Annotated in this window: 20 protein-coding genes; 6 read left to right on the top strand and 14 right to left on the bottom strand. The window is 37.6% G+C overall.

The window, feature by feature from the left end:
• Nucleotides 1–129: 129 nt before the first annotated feature.
• The gene (gene bioH / locus H4J67_RS07865) at nucleotides 130–930 is read right to left on the bottom strand and encodes a pimeloyl-ACP methyl ester esterase BioH (protein WP_220471623.1); all 801 of its coding nucleotides are present in this window, start codon (nucleotides 928–930) and stop codon (nucleotides 130–132) included.
• Nucleotides 931–998: 68 nt separating this feature from the next.
• Between bioH and H4J67_RS07860 the strand changes: the two genes are divergently transcribed.
• Nucleotides 999–1,793 carry a ComF family protein gene (locus tag H4J67_RS07860; RefSeq protein WP_182203398.1) on the top strand — a complete coding sequence of 265 codons (795 nt, stop codon included), beginning with the start codon at nucleotides 999–1,001 and terminating at the stop codon, nucleotides 1,791–1,793.
• Nucleotides 1,794–1,857: 64 nt separating this feature from the next.
• On the opposite strand, the gene H4J67_RS07855 is transcribed toward H4J67_RS07860, so the two are convergent.
• Nucleotides 1,858–4,434, bottom strand: a complete 2,577-nt coding sequence (locus H4J67_RS07855) for a M14 family zinc carboxypeptidase (RefSeq protein WP_182203397.1) — start codon at nucleotides 4,432–4,434, stop codon at nucleotides 1,858–1,860.
• 244 nt (nucleotides 4,435–4,678) lie between these two features.
• On the opposite strand from H4J67_RS07855, the gene nfuA reads away from it, so the two are divergent.
• On the top strand, nucleotides 4,679–5,257 hold the full coding sequence (nfuA, locus tag H4J67_RS07850; protein ID WP_182203395.1) for a Fe-S biogenesis protein NfuA: 579 nt from the start codon (nucleotides 4,679–4,681) through the stop codon (nucleotides 5,255–5,257).
• 58 nt (nucleotides 5,258–5,315) lie between these two features.
• Nucleotides 5,316–5,570 (top strand): hypothetical protein, encoded by a 255-nt coding sequence (locus H4J67_RS07845; protein ID WP_182175310.1) that lies wholly within the window; start codon nucleotides 5,316–5,318, stop codon nucleotides 5,568–5,570.
• Here H4J67_RS07845 and H4J67_RS07840 read toward each other — a convergent pair.
• Nucleotides 5,560–6,873 (bottom strand): MATE family efflux transporter, encoded by a 1,314-nt coding sequence (locus H4J67_RS07840; protein WP_182203461.1) that lies wholly within the window; start codon nucleotides 6,871–6,873, stop codon nucleotides 5,560–5,562. The two genes, H4J67_RS07845 and H4J67_RS07840, sit on opposite strands and share 11 nt — an antisense overlap.
• Before the next feature lie 147 nt (nucleotides 6,874–7,020).
• Here H4J67_RS07840 and H4J67_RS07835 point away from each other — a divergent pair, with 147 nt between their 5' ends.
• Entirely contained in the window at nucleotides 7,021–8,070 is a 1,050-nt protein-coding gene (locus H4J67_RS07835) for a polysaccharide deacetylase family protein (protein ID WP_182203393.1), read from the top strand.
• Between the two features lie 58 nt (nucleotides 8,071–8,128).
• Here H4J67_RS07835 and H4J67_RS07830 read toward each other — a convergent pair whose 3' ends face one another.
• The 5 genes from H4J67_RS07830 to H4J67_RS07810 all read right to left on the bottom strand — a co-directional run bounded on the left by H4J67_RS07830 (nucleotide 8,129) and on the right by H4J67_RS07810 (nucleotide 12,220).
• Complete coding sequence (locus H4J67_RS07830) at nucleotides 8,129–8,761, bottom strand: SCO family protein (RefSeq protein ID WP_182175306.1); 633 nt, start codon at nucleotides 8,759–8,761, stop codon at nucleotides 8,129–8,131.
• A gap of 177 nt (nucleotides 8,762–8,938) precedes the next feature.
• A complete protein-coding gene (cyoE, locus tag H4J67_RS07825) occupies nucleotides 8,939–9,883 on the bottom strand; it encodes a heme o synthase (protein WP_182175303.1) in 945 nt (314 codons plus the stop codon).
• Nucleotides 9,884–9,892: 9 nt separating this feature from the next.
• Nucleotides 9,893–10,900 (bottom strand): heme A synthase, encoded by a 1,008-nt coding sequence (locus H4J67_RS07820; protein WP_182175300.1) that lies wholly within the window; start codon nucleotides 10,898–10,900, stop codon nucleotides 9,893–9,895.
• Nucleotide 10,901: 1 nt separating this feature from the next.
• Nucleotides 10,902–11,462, bottom strand: coding sequence for a hypothetical protein (locus H4J67_RS07815; RefSeq protein WP_182175297.1), 561 nt, complete (start codon nucleotides 11,460–11,462; stop codon nucleotides 10,902–10,904).
• 26 nt (nucleotides 11,463–11,488) lie between these two features.
• Entirely contained in the window at nucleotides 11,489–12,220 is a 732-nt protein-coding gene (locus H4J67_RS07810) for an SURF1 family protein (protein ID WP_182175294.1), read from the bottom strand.
• Nucleotides 12,221–12,276: 56 nt separating this feature from the next.
• On the opposite strand from H4J67_RS07810, the gene H4J67_RS07805 reads away from it, so the two are divergent.
• A complete protein-coding gene (locus H4J67_RS07805) occupies nucleotides 12,277–12,492 on the top strand; it encodes a DUF2909 domain-containing protein (RefSeq protein ID WP_182175292.1) in 216 nt (71 codons plus the stop codon).
• Between the two features lie 78 nt (nucleotides 12,493–12,570).
• Here H4J67_RS07805 and H4J67_RS07800 read toward each other — a convergent pair whose 3' ends face one another.
• The 6 genes from H4J67_RS07800 to H4J67_RS07775 all read right to left on the bottom strand — a co-directional run bounded on the left by H4J67_RS07800 (nucleotide 12,571) and on the right by H4J67_RS07775 (nucleotide 19,361).
• Complete coding sequence (locus H4J67_RS07800) at nucleotides 12,571–13,455, bottom strand: cytochrome c oxidase subunit 3 (protein ID WP_182175290.1); 885 nt, start codon at nucleotides 13,453–13,455, stop codon at nucleotides 12,571–12,573.
• A 52-nt stretch (nucleotides 13,456–13,507) separates the two neighbouring features.
• The gene (locus tag H4J67_RS07795) at nucleotides 13,508–14,089 is read right to left on the bottom strand and encodes a cytochrome c oxidase assembly protein (protein WP_182175287.1); all 582 of its coding nucleotides are present in this window, start codon (nucleotides 14,087–14,089) and stop codon (nucleotides 13,508–13,510) included.
• A gap of 11 nt (nucleotides 14,090–14,100) precedes the next feature.
• Nucleotides 14,101–15,693 carry a cytochrome c oxidase subunit I gene (gene ctaD, locus H4J67_RS07790; RefSeq protein ID WP_182175285.1) on the bottom strand — a complete coding sequence of 531 codons (1,593 nt, stop codon included), beginning with the start codon at nucleotides 15,691–15,693 and terminating at the stop codon, nucleotides 14,101–14,103.
• Between the two features lie 11 nt (nucleotides 15,694–15,704).
• Complete coding sequence (gene coxB / locus H4J67_RS07785; protein ID WP_404842781.1) at nucleotides 15,705–17,261, bottom strand: cytochrome c oxidase subunit II; 1,557 nt, start codon at nucleotides 17,259–17,261, stop codon at nucleotides 15,705–15,707.
• A gap of 569 nt (nucleotides 17,262–17,830) precedes the next feature.
• Nucleotides 17,831–18,466 (bottom strand): transcriptional repressor LexA, encoded by a 636-nt coding sequence (gene lexA / locus H4J67_RS07780; protein ID WP_182175283.1) that lies wholly within the window; start codon nucleotides 18,464–18,466, stop codon nucleotides 17,831–17,833.
• Nucleotides 18,467–18,542: 76 nt separating this feature from the next.
• The gene (locus H4J67_RS07775; RefSeq protein ID WP_310650656.1) at nucleotides 18,543–19,361 is read right to left on the bottom strand and encodes an alpha/beta fold hydrolase; all 819 of its coding nucleotides are present in this window, start codon (nucleotides 19,359–19,361) and stop codon (nucleotides 18,543–18,545) included.
• 469 nt (nucleotides 19,362–19,830) lie between these two features.
• On the opposite strand from H4J67_RS07775, the gene H4J67_RS07770 reads away from it, so the two are divergent.
• Nucleotides 19,831–20,361 (top strand): DUF6942 family protein, encoded by a 531-nt coding sequence (locus H4J67_RS07770; RefSeq protein WP_182203392.1) that lies wholly within the window; start codon nucleotides 19,831–19,833, stop codon nucleotides 20,359–20,361.
• The last annotated feature ends 35 nt before the right edge of the window (nucleotides 20,362–20,396 follow it).

Here is a 20,396-nt window from a genome sequence, read left to right as displayed (position 1 = left end):
TAGACTTAATTTACATACTTAGCTTAAATAATCAGCTTAAGTACTCAATTTTCACTTAATTTTTGCTATTTAACCCTGTAACCTCTTGTTCAATTATCATACAATATGGCTAAAAAGTAAAGGTTCGATTTATCGATAAGTATGTTCAACTAAAGGGGCTAGCCAAGTCGTTAGTGTTTCAATAAACGCCCCTGGGTGAGAAATAAAAGGCGCATGTGATGCCTGCTCAAAAATAACAACATCACTGTTAGGTGATAATGCAGTAATAGCTGTAATTGCCTTGCGCGGCACTAAGCCATCAAGCTTTCCGTATAACCGTAAGTAGGGTATCGATATTTGGGCGAGACTCGCGCGCTGATCAACGGTTGTCAATAATTTTAGCGACTCATCTAAGGTTGATTTTGTTGGCATTGGAAACTGCATAACGAGCTCTCGTAGCAATTTAATATCATGACGTAAATGAGGGCTGCCCATCGCCTGAACTTTTAAAAAGTTATTAATCGTCTTGGCGGTATCTTCTGCTAGTTGTCGATGAAATATTGCTAAAACATCTGGCTTAATGCCAAACCAGTTTTCTTGCTCAACGAAACAAGGCGAGCTAGCAACCGTGATTAATGCTTTCACGTGCTTTGGAAAATTTAATGCTATTTCACTAGCAATCAAACCACCTAACGACCAACCTATATATACCGCAGGTTTTGCTACAGACTGCGCTATTAATGATGCAACTTCAGCTAGAGCATAAGGAGATAATGAGTGTTCTAAATTGGCACCAAAACCAGGTAAATCGACAGTGATGACCTCAAAGTGCTCTTTTAATACTTCTACACTCGGTTGCCAAACGCCCGAGTTTAATCCCCAGCCGTGAATAAAAACTAGCGGAAGTCCGCATCCTTGACTCGATATTTTTAAAGTTTCTGCCATGCTCATAATAGAGAGTATTACCGTTAATTTTTATTAAACGAAGTTAACAACAGTTTACTTAAACAAGGTATTAAATGGAATTTAACTACGTAAAATTTATTCAATATTTAAAACAAAATTCATTTAGCTTGATTGATCGTTTAAAGTTGTTTAAAACACAATTAAGTTGTTGTGACTTATGTGGTGGTTGCTGTCAAAGCCAAGCGATTATTTGTGATTTTTGCTTGGCTGATTTACCACTTTTTGATTTAAAAAAATTGCACGGCGATTTATTAACCTGGCCAGCGATAAATACTTTATTACCTAAAAGAGTATTTGATCAGTTAATCTCAGTATCGGCTTACCAATGGCCCATAGACTTATGGGTCAGGCAACTAAAGTATCACGGCCGTTTTGAGTTAGTGGCTTTACTGAGTGTTTTATTATTTAAACAATGGAAAAACGCCTTACGGTATGAATATAAACATTGTTCCCATCAGCCCTTACTATTGTCCGTACCAATACATTTGAAAAAATGGCAAACACGAGGTTTTAATCAAGCGCATTTATTGGCAGAAAATTTTTCCCGCCTTGCACAAATGCCCTATTGCCCAGATGCATTGCAGCGTATTAGTCACGATAAAAGCCAAGCAGGTCAAACAGGTGTTATCCGCCGTAAAAATTTACGTCATGCCTTTAAACTGTCAAACGAATATTTAGCCAATAAAAGTGATCAACACTCTCGTTTACCTGAACACGTATTGCTCCTTGATGATGTGGTAACAACAGGCTCTACGTGTAATGAAATTTGTCGCTTATTGAAAGCTAATGGCGTTAAAAAAGTTACCGTATTAAGCCTTTGTTTATCTTTACCTAATAACAAAATTTAATAACAGTTAACTTATACGGTGTTAGCTTTACACAATTTAAACCTTTTCATCTCTCAAAAAATCATTAATGAGTCGTAGAAACGTTAAAAGCTTTAGCAAAAAATAAGCTGTTCGCTATTAACTTTGAACTGCCTAACCAATAGCCTCTAAAAGCTAAATTGTCAGTACTGGCAATCACTCGCCCATTGCCATAATTATGGGCAACTATAGCTGAAGAACTTGCCACTCGATTGACCATATTTTTATCAGCATAACCGCTCAATAATGGGCGTGCATTATACTTCGCCACTGAGATGAAGGGCTTTGAACTATGTTGCAAAATTAATGTACTGTTGCGAAATAACGGTAAACGGTTATCCGTATAACCATAAGCTAACGGATGCGAAGTATCGAGTGTTGACTCAAAAATCGCGCCAGCAATACGTTTACGTCCAGCCAGTTTTTCTTTGTCTTGGTAGCGGACATTATCCATATCAAATAACTGGTTGATTTCATTAGTAGTAATAAAATTCATCGCCAGTAATTCATATTCTGATAAAAATTTAGCTGCTCGTTTCTGCCCAAAAATAACACCACCACTTTTTGTCCATGCTGCTATTTTATCGACATCATCTTGACCAAGAGAATCGTATTTTCCATCAACCATAATAATATGGCTATAACCACTTAACTCAATTTTTGCTAAACGCTGCTGTTCTACAACCGTTACAGGAATTGACAGGGTATCGTCAAGATAAAATAACATCTCTGCACTCTCGTATTGAGATACGCCTTTACCTCCGAGCATTAAAACCTTTACTGGCGATAATAACCGGAAAGAGCCACTACCTATATCGATACCTTTAACGGTTAATCCTGTCGACAAGCTAATAATAGGTATATCAATTTTTTGACTACTTTGCCTGACAATATCACGCCAATTTAATTGCGTTTGTATGCCTGCAGGAATAATAATACTGCCACGCGCAAAATCTTTATTAACCATTTTTCCATCAATTTTAAATCGTGAAGAAAAAGTTTTTGTGGCAACCTTTGCTTTAATACCTTTATTAAGCAAGTCATTGAGTAATTTTGGGGCTAAAAAATGATGCCACTCAAATGCGTAGGCATACGCCTGTTGCTCAATACCACTGTTATCTGCTATATTTGTTGGCTTGTCCCAAGCATTATCTGCCAGTTTTAATCCCCAAGTACGACCAACCCGATAAAAGTCTATGTCCATTGCCAGTGGCATTGTCCAACCAGAAACATCATAAAAGGTATTGTCTTCGAACTGAGTTTGCTGCGAAAACAACGCTTGAATAACTCGATACTGACGCTGGTCTAATGGCACATAAAAGCTATGCTCTTTAGCATAAACAACACCGGCTAAACGAAAATCGTCAGTCAGCGGATAGGCCTTGATCTGATGTTGTTTTAATTTATCAAGTAAGACGTTGAGGCGATAAGAATCATGTGTTTCATGTAATAAGTAGCCACTAAAGCTCTCTTGATCAGCCAATTTTTCTGACTCTTTATAAAAGTTTTTTTGATAACTCAGTAGCTCGGTCTTATTTTTCCATGCCCCCTCAATGGTAGAGAGTGAAGTTAATACGTGATTTTGAATACCAAACTCAAAGGTTAATAAGCCATTATCACTGTTTTGTTGCATGCCTCGGCTACTTGCTTGTTCGAATAAAATACCGACTCCACCGTTAATGTCTGGGTAAGTAGATCCTTTACCGTAATAAAAGTCATCGAAATTTTCTTGGCTGTAATAAAGGCGATTATCTTTATCAAGTGCCTTCGCATGATAGCTTGCTAAAAGTTGTGTTATTTCTGTATTGGCACTTGGCGTTAATGGGTGAGTACGCGTTGGGATGCCCGGTTGAAAAAAATAACTGCCATTGGCACTCATCTCATGAAAATCCCCTAATACATGAGGCTGATATTGGTGAAAATACGCTAATCTATGTTGACTTTCTTTTTGTGCAAGTAATAACCAGTCACGGTTAAGATCAAAACCAAAATGGTTGGTACGACCGGTAAGCCAACCTTGGTGATGCTCGATATGATTAGGATCCGCATTAGGTGTGCTGCCACGGTGCATATTCGCCCATTGCACAAATCTATCCATGCCATCGGGGTTTATACTTGGTTCAATAACAATTAGGGTATTTTCTAGCATTTGTTTTATATCAGTATTTTCACTTGCCGCCAAATGATACGCCACAGCCATCGCCGCATTAGCGCCACTTATCTCATCACCGTGTACACTGTAGCCAAGCCAAATGACTAGCGGTGAACTTATGTCATCGGTACTACCCGTGGCTGATCTTTTTGCCAAAATTTCACTCAAATTAGCTAAATTATCTTTAGAAGAAATCGTCAATAACACTTGCTGGCGAAGTTCTTGGGTCTGTCCAATATCAGTTAGTGTGATCCGCTCTGAGCTGCTTGCTAATACTTTGACGTAGTTGAGAAGTTGATCATGACGAATATGTCGCTCGCCAATGCCAAAGCCTAATGAGCTTTCCGGGGTAGGAATAGCTTGATTGTAAGTATGATCGGTTGGTAAATAGTCGGTAACTTTTGCCGCATAACCCAATGGTGACAAAATAAAAAAACCGACCAGCACGGCTAAAAACAATCGTGGTAACATAAAATATATCCTTGAATTCAATAACAATAAAATACCAAAATCTATCGAAACACACCAGAATAACTGTCTCTTTTTATCATATTGTTATTTCAATTAACTATAATTTCACTAGCGTATAGGTGGATAACAGCGTAAAATATTAATACCTGACTAAATTAGTCAGGTATTAATATTTTCAATCTTTAAGGTCCGTGAGAAACTTTAGAGAAATTTTGGTAACAAGTGTAAGAGAGTAATAACCGTGATGATCAATATTTCCGAAACAGCACAATCGCATTTCACTAAATTATTAGAACAACAAGCAGAAGGCACAAGTATCCGTGTATTTGTTGTTAACCCAGGTACTGCTAGTGCAGAGTGTGGCGTGTCTTACTGCCCAGCTGACGCGATAGAACCTGAAGATATTGAAATGAAATTCGAATACTTCTCTGCTTATATCGACGGTGACAGTAAGCTGTACTTAGAAGATGCTGAAATTGATTTCACTACAGATCAAATGGGTTCACAATTAACTTTAAAAGCGCCAAATGCTAAATTAAGAAAAGTAAATGACGATGCGCCATTATTCGAACGTGTTGACTACTTCTTAAAAGCAGAAGTTAATCCACAATTAGCTGGCCATGGTGGTGAGTGTACGTTAATGGAAATTACTGACGACGGTTTCGCTATTCTACAATTTGGTGGTGGCTGTAATGGTTGTAGTCAAATTGATGTCACTGTAAAAGATGGTATCGAAAAACAACTTCTCGAAACAATGGCAGGCGAGATAAAAGGTGTTCGTGATATGACTGAACACGAACGTGGTGATCATTCTTACTATTAAGTTATTTGTTCGTTAACCCAACAACTATACTGACTGCTAAGTTATTCATTAATTTAAAATGATAACAATACTTGAAAAATTAGGCCAAGACCCGCAAAGAAGCTTAGTGCTTTTTACTCGCGGACTTGGTCTTTTTGCTATTGGCGCATGCTTAATTTTTATCGGTTACTATTACCATTATTATTGGCAAATCGCCGGCATTATTTTTTTAGCCCTTGGTCTGTTAACCTCTGCTTGGGGTTACAGTGGGATATTTGCTAATCGTTTACTCAATATTTTTGATCGACGAGCAAATAAAAAAATTAAAGACTAATGGCTTGTTTTTCTATAACGCGATAATAATGCCAAGCTAAGCTTAATCCTCGTACCAGCAAAAACACACTAAATGCAGCCCATAAACCATGATTACCAAACCCTTGTAATAGCCACCACATTGGAAAAAAGCAACCAAAGGTCGCAATTATCATGCTATTTCGCATCACATTGGCTTTCATTAGACCAACAAAAACGCCATCAAATAAATAACACCAACAGCCTAATATAGGTAAGATAATCATCCAATGTACATATTGTTCGGTCGTAAAAACAACCTCTGGAATGTCGGTTAGTAAACCAATCAAGAAATCACCTGCTATGGCAAAGAGTGCACTATAAGTTAGCGCAAAGAGTCCTGTCCAAAATAAAGCGATTTTGACGACAAAATTACGCTGTTGAAGATTTTTTTGCCCTTGTGCTTTACCCACTAACACTTCTGCTGCATTAGCAATGCCGTCTAATCCAAATGAAATTAACAAAACAAAGTTCATTAAAATGGCATTAGTTGCTATAACATCGTCCCCTAACCTAGCCCCTTGAAAAGTAATAAAGACAAAACAAATCTCTAAGCATAGTGTTCGAATAAGAATATCTCGATTAAGTTGAAAGTAATTGATCAACGCTGACTTCTCGAATAACTGATCTCTGATATCAGTAAATTTCCCCATCATTTTTATTAATATACTTTTTAGGGATTGTCGATTACCTATCTGTTGCGCAAAGATAATATAAGCCAACCCTATAATAACACCTGAATATTCAGCAATTAACGTTGCTGACGCCACCCCTTGTACTTGCCAGTCAAACACTAAAACAAACAATAGATCTAGCGACAAGTTAATTAAGTTAGTGACGATCAATATCCACATTACCGCCTTCGCTTTATGATTGCCCAACAACCATCCTAATATAACAAGATTTGATAACGCAGCAGGTAAACCCCAAATACGGATATCGCAATATTGTTTAGCATAAAATTGTATTTGTTCAGATCCCCCAGCTAACCCCAAGCTTAGATCAAGATAAAATGACTGTAACAAAATCAGTGCACCACCAATTAAGCAAGCCACTAACAACCCCCGTAGCAGAACCAATAAACTTTTTTGTGCGTTTTCTTCACCTAATGCTTGAGCGGTAAGACCTGTAGTCGACATACGTAAAAAGCCGCACAACCAAGTAACAAAGGTAATAATCATTGCCCCAACTGTACTACCACCTAAATAATAGGCTTGGTCTAAATGTCCTAAAACAGCAGTATCAACTAAGCCTAAAAGAGGTATGGTGATATTTGAAAATATCATCGGTAAGGCGATGAGAAATAGTTGTTTATGGTGTTTGATAGTATTAACGTTCAAAAAAGTATTCCATATAAAAATTACCTGAAGATTTACTATAAAAAGAAAGCAAAACGCGCTATTTTTATGACTGACTAAACAAGGGCTTCACTCATGAAATTTTTATTACCTGCACTATTGCTATCTTGCTTCCACTTTTCTAGCTTTGCCGCTGTAATTTTACAATATCACCATGTTAGTGACAAAACACCGGCAAGTACTAGTATTTCACCGGAACAGTTTAAAGTTCATATGCAGTATTTATCTGATAACAATTTTAATGTCATCGCGCTCTCAGATTTAATGAATTCTATCAAGAAACAGCAACCTATTACTGACAAAACAGTGGCAATAACATTTGATGATGCTTATCTTGATATTCTACTCAATGGTAAGCCCATTCTCGACAAGTTTAATTATCCTTTTACGATTTTTATCAACCCTGCCATTGTTGATCGTGGTTCGAGTAACTATCTTACTTGGCAACAACTTAAAACAATGGCTAATCAAGGCGTTATTATAGCTAACCATGGCATGGAACATGACTCTATGGCCCGTATTAGTGAGGGTTTAACAGAACAGCAGTGGCTAATAAAACATACTGAGCTGTTATTAGAGGCTGAAAGTATTATTAAAGAAAAAACCGGACAAAGTTGGCGCTATTTTGCTTACCCTTATGGTGAGTACACACCGGCAATACAAGAATGGGTAGCAAAAAACGATTTTATTGCTTTTTCACAACAATCAGGAGCCGTAGGCTTAGCGACAGATTTAACAAGCGTGCCACGTTTTCCTGCGTCAAAACCCTATGATCAAATATCTAGTCTGCGAGATAAATTAAAATCTTTACCTTTCAACATGACTTTACGTAATGAAAATGCAAGTACCATTGTCGAGTATAACCAATCGAAATCAGTGACTTTTGATGTTGTTGTTGAAGATTTTCTTCCCGCACAATTGAACTGTTATATTTCGGGTTTAGGTCGACAAAAGATAGAATGGCAAGAAGAAAATAGCTTTACCATTAATTATAGCGCGCCCTTGCCCATTGGCCGTGTTCGCTGTAACTGTACCGCGCCAAGCATTAGTGAGCCAGGACGTTATTATTGGTACTCAAAGCCATGGTTTGTCTTAAAAGAAGGTTTGCAGTGGTATCCACTTTAACAAATATAACGATTTAAAAAACTTGTCAGCCAGTAAAGTTAAGGATGGCAAGTTTCCTTTATTCAGCTAATTTTACAATCTTTGCAAAATCACTGACCAGCTTCTCGCCATCAATGGTAGGTAATACACCCAAGGCTTGTCTTGGCTTAAATATAGCCGCGATATCTCCCTGTGGATTAATTAACACTAAAGAAGCACTGTGATCGACCAAGTAACCATTATTGTCGCCTTCAGGCTCGTTAATCGCATACATCATGCCTAAGTTACGAGCAAACGGAAATAACACACCATGGTCAGCCGTAAGCGCAATAAACTCCTCATTAAAGTAAGCTATATACTGAGCTAATTTTTCTGGCGTATCTCTAATAGGATCAACCGAAACCAATAAAATTTGTGTATCTTTACTGATCGCTTTTAAATCATCATAAACAAAGTTTAGTTCTTGTAATGTAGTTGGGCAAACATCAGGGCAAGAAGTATACCCTAGAAATACCCACGACCATTTATTGGCTAACTGTTCTTTGGTAAAGGCTTGGTTATGATGATCCGTTAATTGAAACGGCTTAACTTCCCGAACCTGCTGATAATATAAAGCATGTTCGGGCTGTGGTAATACTGTCGCTTTTTGAAAGACAAAAAAACCTACTGCACAAGCAACAAGGGCGACAATGACATACAACAACTTGTTCATATTTAATTATTTCCGTTTGTCTTATCCAATAGCCATTTGACAGATTAAATGATCTACTTTTCATCAGTCAAAAATAGATAAATACCCGATATAAAATTTACTAAGTCGTTACCCTACTACTAAAGATTATATCGAAGTAGCTTTGTCTTTAACCCATAACAATGAGCAGATAATTGATCAGCTTGGTATCATAGGTAATAAATAATGGTCAAGCAATAGGATAATAAACAAGCCCATTAAATGTACGATTGAAAATTTAAAGGTGTCCATTGCCGTATTCTCATCGGCATTAAACTTAAGTTTCCAGGCGTAAGCAAAAAACATTAGATTCAATGTTACTGCACCAATTAAATATAACCAATTACTCATTCCCACTAAATAAGGTAACAAGCCAACAACAAAAAGTAACACGGTATAAAGTAAAATTTGGGTTTTTGTAAAATTTACCCCATGGGTTACCGGTAACATGGGAATATTTACTTTTGCATATTCGTCTTTACGGTGTATCGCTAATGCCCAAAAATGAGGAGGTGTCCAAGTAAAAATCAATAACACTAATAACAAAGCATTAGGGTGTATTTCATTGGTCATTGCTGTCCAACCTAACAATGGTGGAATGGCTCCAGCTAAGCCACCTATCGTGATATTTTGAGGCGTAGCTCGTTTCAAATACATAGTATAAACAAAACTGTACCCTACCAAACCTGCAAAAGTAAGCCATGCCGTTAGGGGATTAACCAAGCTATATAAAATGGCAAAACCACTGACCGCTAAAAACATAGCAAACAAAGTTGCATTTCTTGGCGTTAAACGTCCCGTAGCAACGGGCCGGTTATAAGTTCGCCCCATAATACTGTCAATTCGTTCATCAACAATGTGATTTATCGCGGCGGCGGCCGATGATAAAAATCCAATACCCACCATTGAAGGAATAAGCACTTGCCATGGAATGGTACCCGGAACAGAAAGACACATACCCACCAAAGCAGTTAACACTAAGAGTGCCACTACACGAGGCTTAGTGATTTCATAATAATCTCGCCAAATAGCGGTTTTAGTCTCTGTAACTTCAGGGGTAGTTACTGGTCCATTGGGGCTTTCTGTTGATACTGATTCGCTCATAGGTATTCCTTATAATTTCCGTCGTAAACTGTAGGTTAACGTGATCAAAGACAACATTAGACATGCTGCTACCACGTTATGACTCACCGCAACTGCTAACGGTAATGAGAACCAGATATTGCTAATGCCCAATAATATTTGGCAACTAAGAATAAACGCTAAGCTAATAGCTGCATTCTTAAAAAATGCAGATTGAGATTTTCGAAATACCATTAATGCTAACCAAAAAAGATAAAGCCCAGTGACAATGGCTCCCAATCGATGAACAACATGAATCGTTACACGTGAAGCATGAGATAAATGACCAAATTCGTAACTGTCTTTTTCTGGTGGGATCAAATCAAATGAATCTTTGAAGGTCATTTGCTCTTGCCAGCCTGATTGGCAAATAGGTAATTCAGTACAAACCAAGGCAGCATAGTTTGACGATGTCCAGCCCCCTAAACCTATTTGTGCGGTTAACAGTACAATACCAATTAAGCCGTATCTGCCATATTTCTTAATGGCGAAATCACCACCTGGTACCCTAAAGTCAGCCAAGCGTAAGTATAATAAAAATAATAAACTCAAGGTTGTAAAACCACCAAGTAAATGACCCATAACGACAATCGGCATTAATTTCATGGTTACGGTCCACATACCCAAAGCCGCTTGAAAAATAACCACCGCGAGTATTAACATCGGCAACCTTAAAGGCGTTCCTTGATCGCGTTGTCGATAAGACATAAATGCTATCGCTAAAATTAATAAACCCAACGCACCAGCAAAATATCGATGGATCATTTCATTCCATGCTTTATGCACTTCAACTTTTCTTTCTGGAAATGCTTGCTCTGCTTTAATGATTTGTTCTGCAGTTACTGGCACATCGATTAATCCATAACAACCTGGCCAATCTGGACAGCCTAAACCTGCATGCGTTAAACGCGCATAAGCACCTAAACTAACCACGATTAGTGCTAATACAATACTAATTAATACTAAGGTACGAACACGATGATTAACTTGATTTTTCATTTTAACCAACCCTCGAATACTTAAGTAATTTCTTCATATCTGCTAAAATTTCTTTACCAAACATTGCTTGAGCATCATCATTTCTCGGTGGTTTATGCGATAAAACCACATTACCTAAAGGGTCAACAACTAAGACTTTTGCATCTGATAAAAAGTTATCAACTAGGCTTGGAGTAGGAATAATCACCCAGCTGTTTTCAGTTAACCTTTGCGTTTGCTGAGGTGAGAGTGGATTAGGAGAAAGTGCAACACGCTTTACTCTGGGCATTTCTCTACCCAAGGCTATGTAAGAGTTATTAACACTAAGTAACGTTTGTTCACAGTGATCATCACAATGCTGTGGCAAGCTATAAATAATTGACCAAGTATCTTGTAAAGTGGCTTGACTTAAACCTAATTTCTCAAGAGTAAGTTCATTCTCGACTAAAGTGCCCTTGTTTGTCACACCATATTCAAGCCAATTTTGAGTTAAGGCGAGTTTTGCTAATACGATAGGGAGGATAAAAGCGCCCAGCACCATGACCATACTACGACGAGATTTTTTCTGTGATACATCATTCATACACTTACACCTTATTATTTTTTTTATTAGTGATTTAACGTTTGTTCACTATTTTTACCCAACTTGATTGACGCCCATATCATTAACAATAACCATGCTATCGCTAAACTGAACCATTGAAAGGCATAAGCACGATGTTTTTCGGGTGGCATAACAATTGGTTGCCAATTTTTTTCATAACCCACACTCTCTGTTTTATCTAAGTAGACGACAAAGGGCAAGAGTTGACGTGAAATTAATGTTGAAAATTTATCTAATTCTATTTGCTGAACACGCAATGGCCACTCATCTTTAACCAAGACTTGCTCCATTAACATTATGCCTTGCTCGATTTTACGTACGTGACCTGATAGTTGATACCTTCCAATAATAGCCTGCACATCGGGAATTTCTTGACGATTTATAGAACCTACTACCCAACCTAAATTAACTAAGACCGCCTGATCACCACTATTAAACACTTGATAAACACGATAACCTAATTGTCCTTTATTCGTTTGGTTGTCTAATAAAAAAATAGTATTATTATCAAATTCCCCAAACATAGTGATCGGTAGATCATTAATTTCATTTTTTTCTGAAAGTACTTGAGAAAGAGACAAGGCTTGTGTTTGACTCAATTGTGTAATGGTTTCGATGCGTTGCTCTTTTTGTAAAGCACGATCACTTTGCCATAATCCGAGTTTTACTAATCCGGAAAAAACAAGTAGGGTAAATATCAACCAAGGTAGGCGAATGTTTGATATAAAATTTTTCAAACAATTAACTCCTTAAATATGCTTAAAGCGAACATAACAACATAGGAAATTTTTAAATGGCATTTACGATAAAAATAATTATTATTGGCTGCTTAGTCTTCATGGTATTTAGCCTGTTTCAGGCACTTTTTGTCTTAAACAAAAATGACCCAAGTAAACCGTCAATGTCAAAATTTATTGGCCGACGTGTGATGATTTCAGCCTTCATTATTATACTTATGTTAGTCGCTATTTTAACAGGCGTTATTACACCACACCCACGACCGTTCTAATCGACTCGCTTAAAAATAAAAGGTAGGTGAAGCTAGCTCCACCTACAACATTTTTTAAACTTTTATATCAGTAATTGTTTATACAATATAAACAAAAACAAATAGTATCACCCAAACCACATCAACAAAATGCCAATACCAGCTTGTCGCTTCAAAAGCAAAAGCATTGGTTGGGGTAAAGTGGCCTTTCAACACTCTTAAAAACACCACAATAAGCATGATGGTACCTAAGGTAACGTGCATACCATGAAAGCCGGTCAGTAAGTAGAAAGTTGAACCATAGATACCACTGGTTAAGTACAATTTCATTTCTTCTGAATAGCCGTGCATGTACTCGACAACTTGCAAGAATAAAAAGACAACACCTAACAATATGGTAAAACCTAACCATATTTTCAGCATTTTACGATTATCTTTTTCTAAGGCTGAGTGTGCTAAATGGGCAGTAATTGAAGAAGTTAATAACAAAATAGTATTAATTAACGGTAGGCCATACCAGCCCATTTGCGTTGTTTCGGTTCCATCTGGTGTGACTAATAACGGCCAACTTGCGACAAACTCAGGCCATAAAACAGCACCGGTCATGGCATTATTATCTGCACCGCCCAACCAAGGTACCGATAACGTGCGGGCATAAAATAAGGCACCAAAGAATGCTGCAAAAAACATCACTTCAGAAAAAATAAACCAGCTCATCCCTTGACGAAATGAGTTATCCATTTGATGGCTATACTTACCCGCCATCGATTCGTTTATAACATTACTGAACCAACCATAGAGCATGTATATAACTAAACAAATGCCGGCAAGCAATATATAACCGCCAATGCCACCTTCGCCACTATTTAACGTAGAAACATAGTTTCCGGCGCCAATAGCAATTAAAAAAAGTGCCACTGCGCCAACAATTGGCCAATGACTTTGTGATGGTACGTAATAACTTTCATATTCTTTTGTTGTCATTATTATTCCCCTAAACAAATACTGTTACACGCTAAGTGAACAGTATAAATTGCTACGATTCCACTTTTCCGGTCACGTCATACAAAGTGTACGACAACGTTAGCGTTGAAATATCTTCAGGTAATTCTGGGTCAACATAAAACTGTAACGCCATCTCTACCTCTTCATTCGCTTGTAGCGGTTGCTGCGTAAAACAAAAACATTCAATTTTTTGAAAATACGCTGCCGCTAAACCGGGCGATACTGACGGAACTGCTTGGCCAATAATATCGCGGGTGGATTCATTTTTTGCATAAAATTTAACAAGTTTCATTTCACCGGGATGAACTTTTATTTCACGGACCATAGGTTCAAACTGCCAAGGTATACCTTGAGCGGTTCGACTAATAAACTGCACCGTTACAATTCTTTTTGTGTCAATCTGATCAACATTATAGACAGCGGCGGCAGTGGTTGACGTTTTTCCATTCAAACCAGTAATATCACAAAACACATCATATAAAGGGACAAGTGCAAAACCAAAAGCAAACATACCAAAAACAATCATAACCAGCTTTTTTATCACTTGATTGTTTTTCGTTATAGCAGCACTATCTTTGTTATTTGAATTTTGCAATTCGTCACCTTTATTCATATTTTATTAACTTAATCAATTTTTGGTGGTGTTGAAAATGTATGGTACGGAGCAGGACTTGCAACAGTCCACTCTAAACCTTCAGCGCCATCCCAAGGCTTAGCCGCTGCTTTCTCTCCACCTCTAATACACTTAATGACTACCGCTAAGAATATTAGTTGCGAAAGGCCAAAGGCAAAACCACCAATACTCACCCACTTGTTGAAATCAGCAAACTGCAACGCATAATCTGGGATACGACGAGGCATGCCCGCTAATCCTAAAAAGTGCATAGGGAAGAATAGTAAATTAACTGAAATCAGTGAACACCAAAAATGCCATTTAGCTAATGACTCGTTATACATATGACCTGTCCATTTTGGTAACCAGAAGTATGCACCAGCATAAATCGAGAATAATGAACCTGTAACCAACACATAATGAAAATGGGCAACAACAAAGTAGGTATCATGGTATTGAAAATCGACAGGCGTTAATGCCAACATCAAGCCTGAAAACCCGCCTATAGTAAATAAGATGACAAATGCGATAGAAAATAGCATTGGTGTTTCAAAACTCATTGAACCACGCCACATAGTTGCGACCCAGTTGAACACTTTAACACCCGTAGGTACGGCAATTAACATGGTGCAATACATGAAGAACAGTTCACCAAATAACGGCATACCTGTCGTGAACATGTGATGTGCCCAAACAATAAATGACAACACAGCAATCGATGCCGTTGCATAAACCATTGAGCTGTAGCCAAATAACTTTTTACGAGCAAACGCTGGTATAATTGTCGAAACAATGCCAAAAGCAGGTAAGATCATGATGTAAACTTCAGGATGCCCGAAGAACCAGAAAAGATGCTGGAACAATACCGGGTCACCGCCACCAGCGGCATCAAAGAAACTCGTGCCAAAATAAGTGTCCGTTAACAACATAGTTACCACACCAGCGAGCACCGGCATTACCGCAATCAATAAGTAGGCGGTAATAAAAAATGTCCAAACAAACAATGGCATTTTCATGTAAGTCATACCCGGCGCACGCATATTCATAATAGTAACAACAATATTAATGGCACCCATTATTGATGAGATACCCATAATATGAACAGCAAAAACAAAAAATGCCGTACTACCATTTGAATAGGTTGTAGAAAGTGGTGCGTAGAATGTCCAACCAAAGTTAGGCGCACCTGACTCCATAAAGAATGTAGACAAAAGAATCCCAAAAGCAAAAGGTAGAATCCAGAAGCTCCAGTTATTCATACGTGGTAAAGCCATATCTGGCGCACCAATCATCATAGGTATCATCCAGTTTGCAAACCCCGTAAAGGCCGGCATAATTGCACCAAACACCATGATCAAACCATGTACAGTAGTTAGCTGATTGAAAAAATCAGGCTCTACTATTTGCAAACCGGGTTGGAATAACTCGGCTCGAATAACCATAGCTAAAGCGCCGCCGGTTAATAGCATAATAAAAGCAAACCATAGATATAACGTACCTATATCTTTATGATTTGTCGTGTACAACCAACGCTTGATGCCTTTCATTTTATGGTCATCATGATGATCGTCGTGCGATTCTTGTTCTATAACGTCTGTAGTCATTTTATATCCCCCTACTTCGCACTAGCAGCATTAACGGCTGCAGGTTGTACTAAATCACCGGTGTTATTGCCCCAAGCATTACGCTCATAAGTAACAACAGCCGCTATTTCGGTTTTAGTTAACTGGCTACCAAAAGCAGCCATAGCAGGGTTTTTCTTACTGCCATTAATAACCATGTCTATATGCACAGCAATGTCACCCAGTGCAATTACACTATCTTTTAGTGCAGGAAATGCCGGAGGTAAACCCGCACCAGAAACTTGATGACAAGCAGCACAAGCTTTCATGTAAACTTGCTCACCCATAACCATCAATTCATCTTCGCTATACACTCTAGTTAGATCTTCTGCTGGGGCTTCTTCAACAACCACTTCAGCGACTTTTACCGGTGTTTCTGTGTCATTGCCTGAATCGTTAGCAAAACTTTTAACATCAGCGGCTTGTACGACATCGCCGGTATTGTTACCCCAAGCATTACGCTCATAGGTCACAACTGCAGCAATTTGCTTCATACTTAACTGCTTATCATAAGCTTGCATACCTGAACCCGCTTTACCATTGAGTACAATATCAATATGCGCAGCAATACTACCCGTAGCAACAGAGCTTCCTTTAAGTGCAGGAAATGCTGGAGGTAGACCAGCACCAGAAACTTGATGACAGGCAGCACAGTAGGCAACATAGGTAGTTTCACCCAAAGTCATCAGTTCATCCATTGATGCGGAAGCGTTAAGAGACGCTTTCTCAGCAGCAGCAGCTTGCGCATTAAATTCGTGTTGCTCATCGAGCCAAAGAGCATAATCAGCTTCAGACTTTACTTCGACAACAATAGGCATAAAACCGTGATCTTTACCACAAAGCTCAGCACACTGACCTCGGTATAGCCCAGGCTCGTCAACTTTTGTCCATGCTTCATTAATAAATCCTGGGATAGCATCTTGTTTTACTGCAAAAGCAGGTACCCACCAGGCATGAATAACATCGTCAGAAGTGATTAAAAATCTTACTTTCTTATTAACTGGAATGACAAGGTGTTTATCAACTTCGAGTAAATAATTTTCACCTTTGACTTTGTCGCCGGCATCAACACTAAGGTGTTTACCTTCTTGTGTCTCATACTGTGGTCTTGGCGTAGATAAAACGGAGTAGAACTCAATATCTTGATCAAAATATTTATAATGCCACTTCCACTGAGAACCTGTGATCTGAATGGTAACGTCAGAATCGTCGTTATTTTCCATTTCGATCAGTGTTTTCGTTGCTGGTACAGCCATAGCGATAAGAATGACAATGGGAATTGCTGTCCAGAGAATCTCTACTTTTGTACTTTCATGAAAATCTGCTGATTTAGCCCCTTTGGATTTTCGGTGGAAAACCATTGACCAAAACATAGCACCAAAAACAACCACACCGATTGCTACACATATATACATTGCGAGCATATGTAGATCATAAACATCTCTACTTACTTCTGTTACACCCTTGGTCAGATTTAATTGCATATCTGCCCAAGCTGAACTGGAAAGAACACTCCCCAACAACAGCCAACCTAGGTTACGTCTTTTCACACGACATCTCCTTCACCCTATAAAAGTTTAAAACTTGATACCTAGGACAAAACACATCCTTTAGTACGGATTTTTATTATTTTCTTAGCGATTTTGTTATCAACCAGTTAGCGTCGAAAACATCGCCTTATATTTATATTTGTACACATTCCAAACTAGAATTACTTAAAAGTTGATCTGGGTCAATTTAAAAATCGAGCTATTTTAAAATAAAAACCAATAAAAACAATAGAGTATCAACTCTAATATAAAATAATGCCTAATAACAAAGGGCTGTAGCCGTAGTATTAAAAATAAACAGCTAAGTATAACTACGCGTATTACAAAAATTGATAGTGGTTATTTTTTAATCAGAAAAAGATAAAGTTGTTTGAATGGGGTTTAGAATGAAAATTATTCTTAGGAAAGAGGAAGGTTTGCATGAAAAGAATACGAAAGGGTATAAAAGCAAACTTTAGCCTATGTTATAGACTAAAGTTAACGGATCGGTTTGACTTATTTAATAGCGTATTTGTTAGATAAATTGACTTAGTTCGTTACCACTAAGTTTATTAAAAAGATTAACTTAATTACATCCAGTCTGCCGAGCGAATAACGCCAACAGCTAACCCTTCAATATTAAACTCTTGGTCAGACAAATCAACTTTTATAGGAGAGAAATCATCATTTTCAGCATGTAAGTAAACGATATTACCTTCTCTTTTATAACGTTTAACCGTAACATTTTCTTCGACACGAGCAACAATTACTTGGCCATTTTGTACATCGGTCGTTTGATGAACTGCTAACAAGTCACCATCAAGTATGCCAATGTTTTTCATGCTTTCGCCATTAACTCTCAATAAGTAATCAGCGGCTGGATGAAACAAATTACCGTCTACTTTATAATGATCTTCAACATGCTCTGCAGCTAAAATAGGTTCACCTGCAGCAACTCTGCCGATTAACGGTAAACCGGCTTCTTCCATTAACTTCTCAGTCAACCGAATGCCGCGAGAAGTACCTGGTAACATTTCTATATAGCCTTTTTTAGCCAAAGCTTTTAAATGTTCCTCGGCTGCATTTGCTGATTTAAAGCCAAAAAACTTGGCTATTTCAGCACGCGTTGGTGGCATGCCCGTATCGCTTATCTTGTCTTTGATCAGATCAAAAACTTGTTGTTGTCGGTTCGTTAGAGGGCGTAATTCGCTGATTTCATTTAGCATAGGGGGCCTGTAAATTTACACAGTTGTTACTGTGAGTATATACAGGTCATTAGTAAAGGCAAGTTTTCTAGCCGAATTATTTTTGAAAACTCCCTGATTTTAGATAATGGATAACTTGTTCGATAACTTTTTCGTTTTTCATCATAAATGGATGGGTCGTTTCCATTTCAATGTGATCATTCATACCATCAAGTTTGGTACTAGCAACCGAAACTTTACCATCATCTTTATCAGGAATAAGTGTTGATAATATCCAATTAATACTTTGATTACCGGCAATAACACCCAAATCAAAATTAGCATTGCCAAGGTTACTAGGGACACTGAATTCGCCAGTACCTAATTGCATACCCGCATCACCATTTATAAAACTAAAGCCAGGTGTATTTTTAAGTTTATCAACGACTTCACTGCCATTATTTGGTGGGCCCAGCATCACGACTTTATGTAAATTAGGTATTTTGTGCATACTTAAATATTGGCGAACTAATATACCGCCCATTGAATGGGTAACAAAGTTAACTTGACGATTTTCACAAATTAATAGCGCTTTAGAAATCACTTTTTCAGCCAACTCTTCTATCGAATAATCCCTAGAAGGGTAGTTGATATTTATCACAAAATAACCTTCTGCTAACAATCGTTTTTCAATAGCTTTCATCGAGTTAGCGGAACGTGCAAGCCCATGCAGTAAAATTACACATTCACCATTAGATAAAGAATCTACGGGCTCTTCAAAAGAAGCTTGAATTTTATAGCCACGTTCAACCGAAGTATCTAGGCTTTCTTGTTCAATCATATTTTTTAAACGAATTTCTGCATCAGTAATTTTTCTAGCAAATTGTTCCTTAAGGAGTGCTAATTCTGACTTAAGTGCTGTAATTTTTTCATTCATAGCTGCGCTCCATCATTTTTATGTTGAACGTTCATTATTGATACTCTAATCATGTTAAACAATATATTTTCAGCTGCCACAAATATAAAATGCTTTTCTCCAACAATACTTCAAGCAATAACAAGTGTAATGCCATTATTTAGATAAGCTTCTCGCGTGGCTCGTTAGATAGTTATAGGAAGCTATACGATATTAACATTTTATATTAGTTGTCTGGTAGATATTGATAATCATTAATCTATCTAACTTTGCCAGTAACTACATACATTCAAAAAACAAAACGACGTGCTGATGATGGATAATTTCATTAAATAGCCTTCTGTCTCAGACCCACCAATAAATAACGGCTAATAATCTTTTATCAACAACACTTGCAGATACAAACAAAAAATTTTGATGACGTTTTACTTGTCTCGATTATAGATTTACAATTTAACATAATACCCCCCGTTAAACGAAGTAAGTACTATTGAAGAATATTGGTTTAGGTTGTTCAAACTTTAGCATCGCCGTTTATATTGGTAATAAACCGAGTATGCTTGAATATCAGCAATTATCTTGTCTATCGCCGCTAACCTTAGGCGAAATAGAGATGATTAATCAAGCTTGCGGTAATGGTTGGCGGAAAGTTTTCAATGTTTATGCAAAGCTGCTTTACGCACTTGATAAAGAAAAATTCGCTTACTCAACGCTTGCGCCAACTTGGCAAAAATATCGAGAGCGATTTTTGCTGCAGCAAGGCTCTCAAACGGCTTTATTATTTTCTCCGCCTCAGTTAACAACCACTAAGCACACTCTGCATATTATTTGTGGGAAAACCTACGCTAAGCATTTGTTAGCGACAAATCAACTAAACGCTAGTTTCACTTGGCTAGATGAGCAATTTGCTATTGATAAAGCTAAAAATTTAATTGTCTGTCCCTATTTTGATTATCGGCAATTGTCGAATGCTAATATTAAAAAATTAGCCTTTTTACTCAACGATATAAATAGCCAGTGAAAGCTTTTCATTCATTTATATAGTGTTAAATTAAT

The organism is Colwellia sp. BRX10-4, from assembly GCF_014077465.1.
In the GTDB taxonomy this organism is placed as follows: Bacteria; Pseudomonadota; Gammaproteobacteria; order Enterobacterales; family Alteromonadaceae; genus Colwellia_A.
The sequence above is the reverse complement of the archived record's forward strand: the minus strand, read 5'-3'. Positions and strand labels throughout refer to the sequence as shown.

Coding starts and splice junctions, on each gene's coding strand:
- bioH (WP_220471623.1), bottom strand. CDS start 930: ATGAGCATGGCAGAAACTTTAAAAATATCGAGTCAAGGATGCGGACTT.
- H4J67_RS07860 (WP_182203398.1), top strand. CDS start 999: ATGGAATTTAACTACGTAAAATTTATTCAATATTTAAAACAAAATTCA.
- H4J67_RS07855 (WP_182203397.1), bottom strand. CDS start 4,434: ATGTTACCACGATTGTTTTTAGCCGTGCTGGTCGGTTTTTTTATTTTG.
- nfuA (WP_182203395.1), top strand. CDS start 4,679: ATGATCAATATTTCCGAAACAGCACAATCGCATTTCACTAAATTATTA.
- H4J67_RS07845 (WP_182175310.1), top strand. CDS start 5,316: ATGATAACAATACTTGAAAAATTAGGCCAAGACCCGCAAAGAAGCTTA.
- H4J67_RS07840 (WP_182203461.1), bottom strand. CDS start 6,873: ATGATATTTTCAAATATCACCATACCTCTTTTAGGCTTAGTTGATACT.
- H4J67_RS07835 (WP_182203393.1), top strand. CDS start 7,021: ATGAAATTTTTATTACCTGCACTATTGCTATCTTGCTTCCACTTTTCT.
- H4J67_RS07830 (WP_182175306.1), bottom strand. CDS start 8,761: ATGAACAAGTTGTTGTATGTCATTGTCGCCCTTGTTGCTTGTGCAGTA.
- cyoE (WP_182175303.1), bottom strand. CDS start 9,883: ATGAGCGAATCAGTATCAACAGAAAGCCCCAATGGACCAGTAACTACC.
- H4J67_RS07820 (WP_182175300.1), bottom strand. CDS start 10,900: ATGAAAAATCAAGTTAATCATCGTGTTCGTACCTTAGTATTAATTAGT.
- H4J67_RS07815 (WP_182175297.1), bottom strand. CDS start 11,462: ATGAATGATGTATCACAGAAAAAATCTCGTCGTAGTATGGTCATGGTG.
- H4J67_RS07805 (WP_182175292.1), top strand. CDS start 12,277: ATGGCATTTACGATAAAAATAATTATTATTGGCTGCTTAGTCTTCATG.
- H4J67_RS07800 (WP_182175290.1), bottom strand. CDS start 13,455: ATGACAACAAAAGAATATGAAAGTTATTACGTACCATCACAAAGTCAT.
- H4J67_RS07795 (WP_182175287.1), bottom strand. CDS start 14,089: ATGAATAAAGGTGACGAATTGCAAAATTCAAATAACAAAGATAGTGCT.
- ctaD (WP_182175285.1), bottom strand. CDS start 15,693: ATGACTACAGACGTTATAGAACAAGAATCGCACGACGATCATCATGAT.
- lexA (WP_182175283.1), bottom strand. CDS start 18,466: ATGCTAAATGAAATCAGCGAATTACGCCCTCTAACGAACCGACAACAA.
- H4J67_RS07775 (WP_310650656.1), bottom strand. CDS start 19,361: ATGAATGAAAAAATTACAGCACTTAAGTCAGAATTAGCACTCCTTAAG.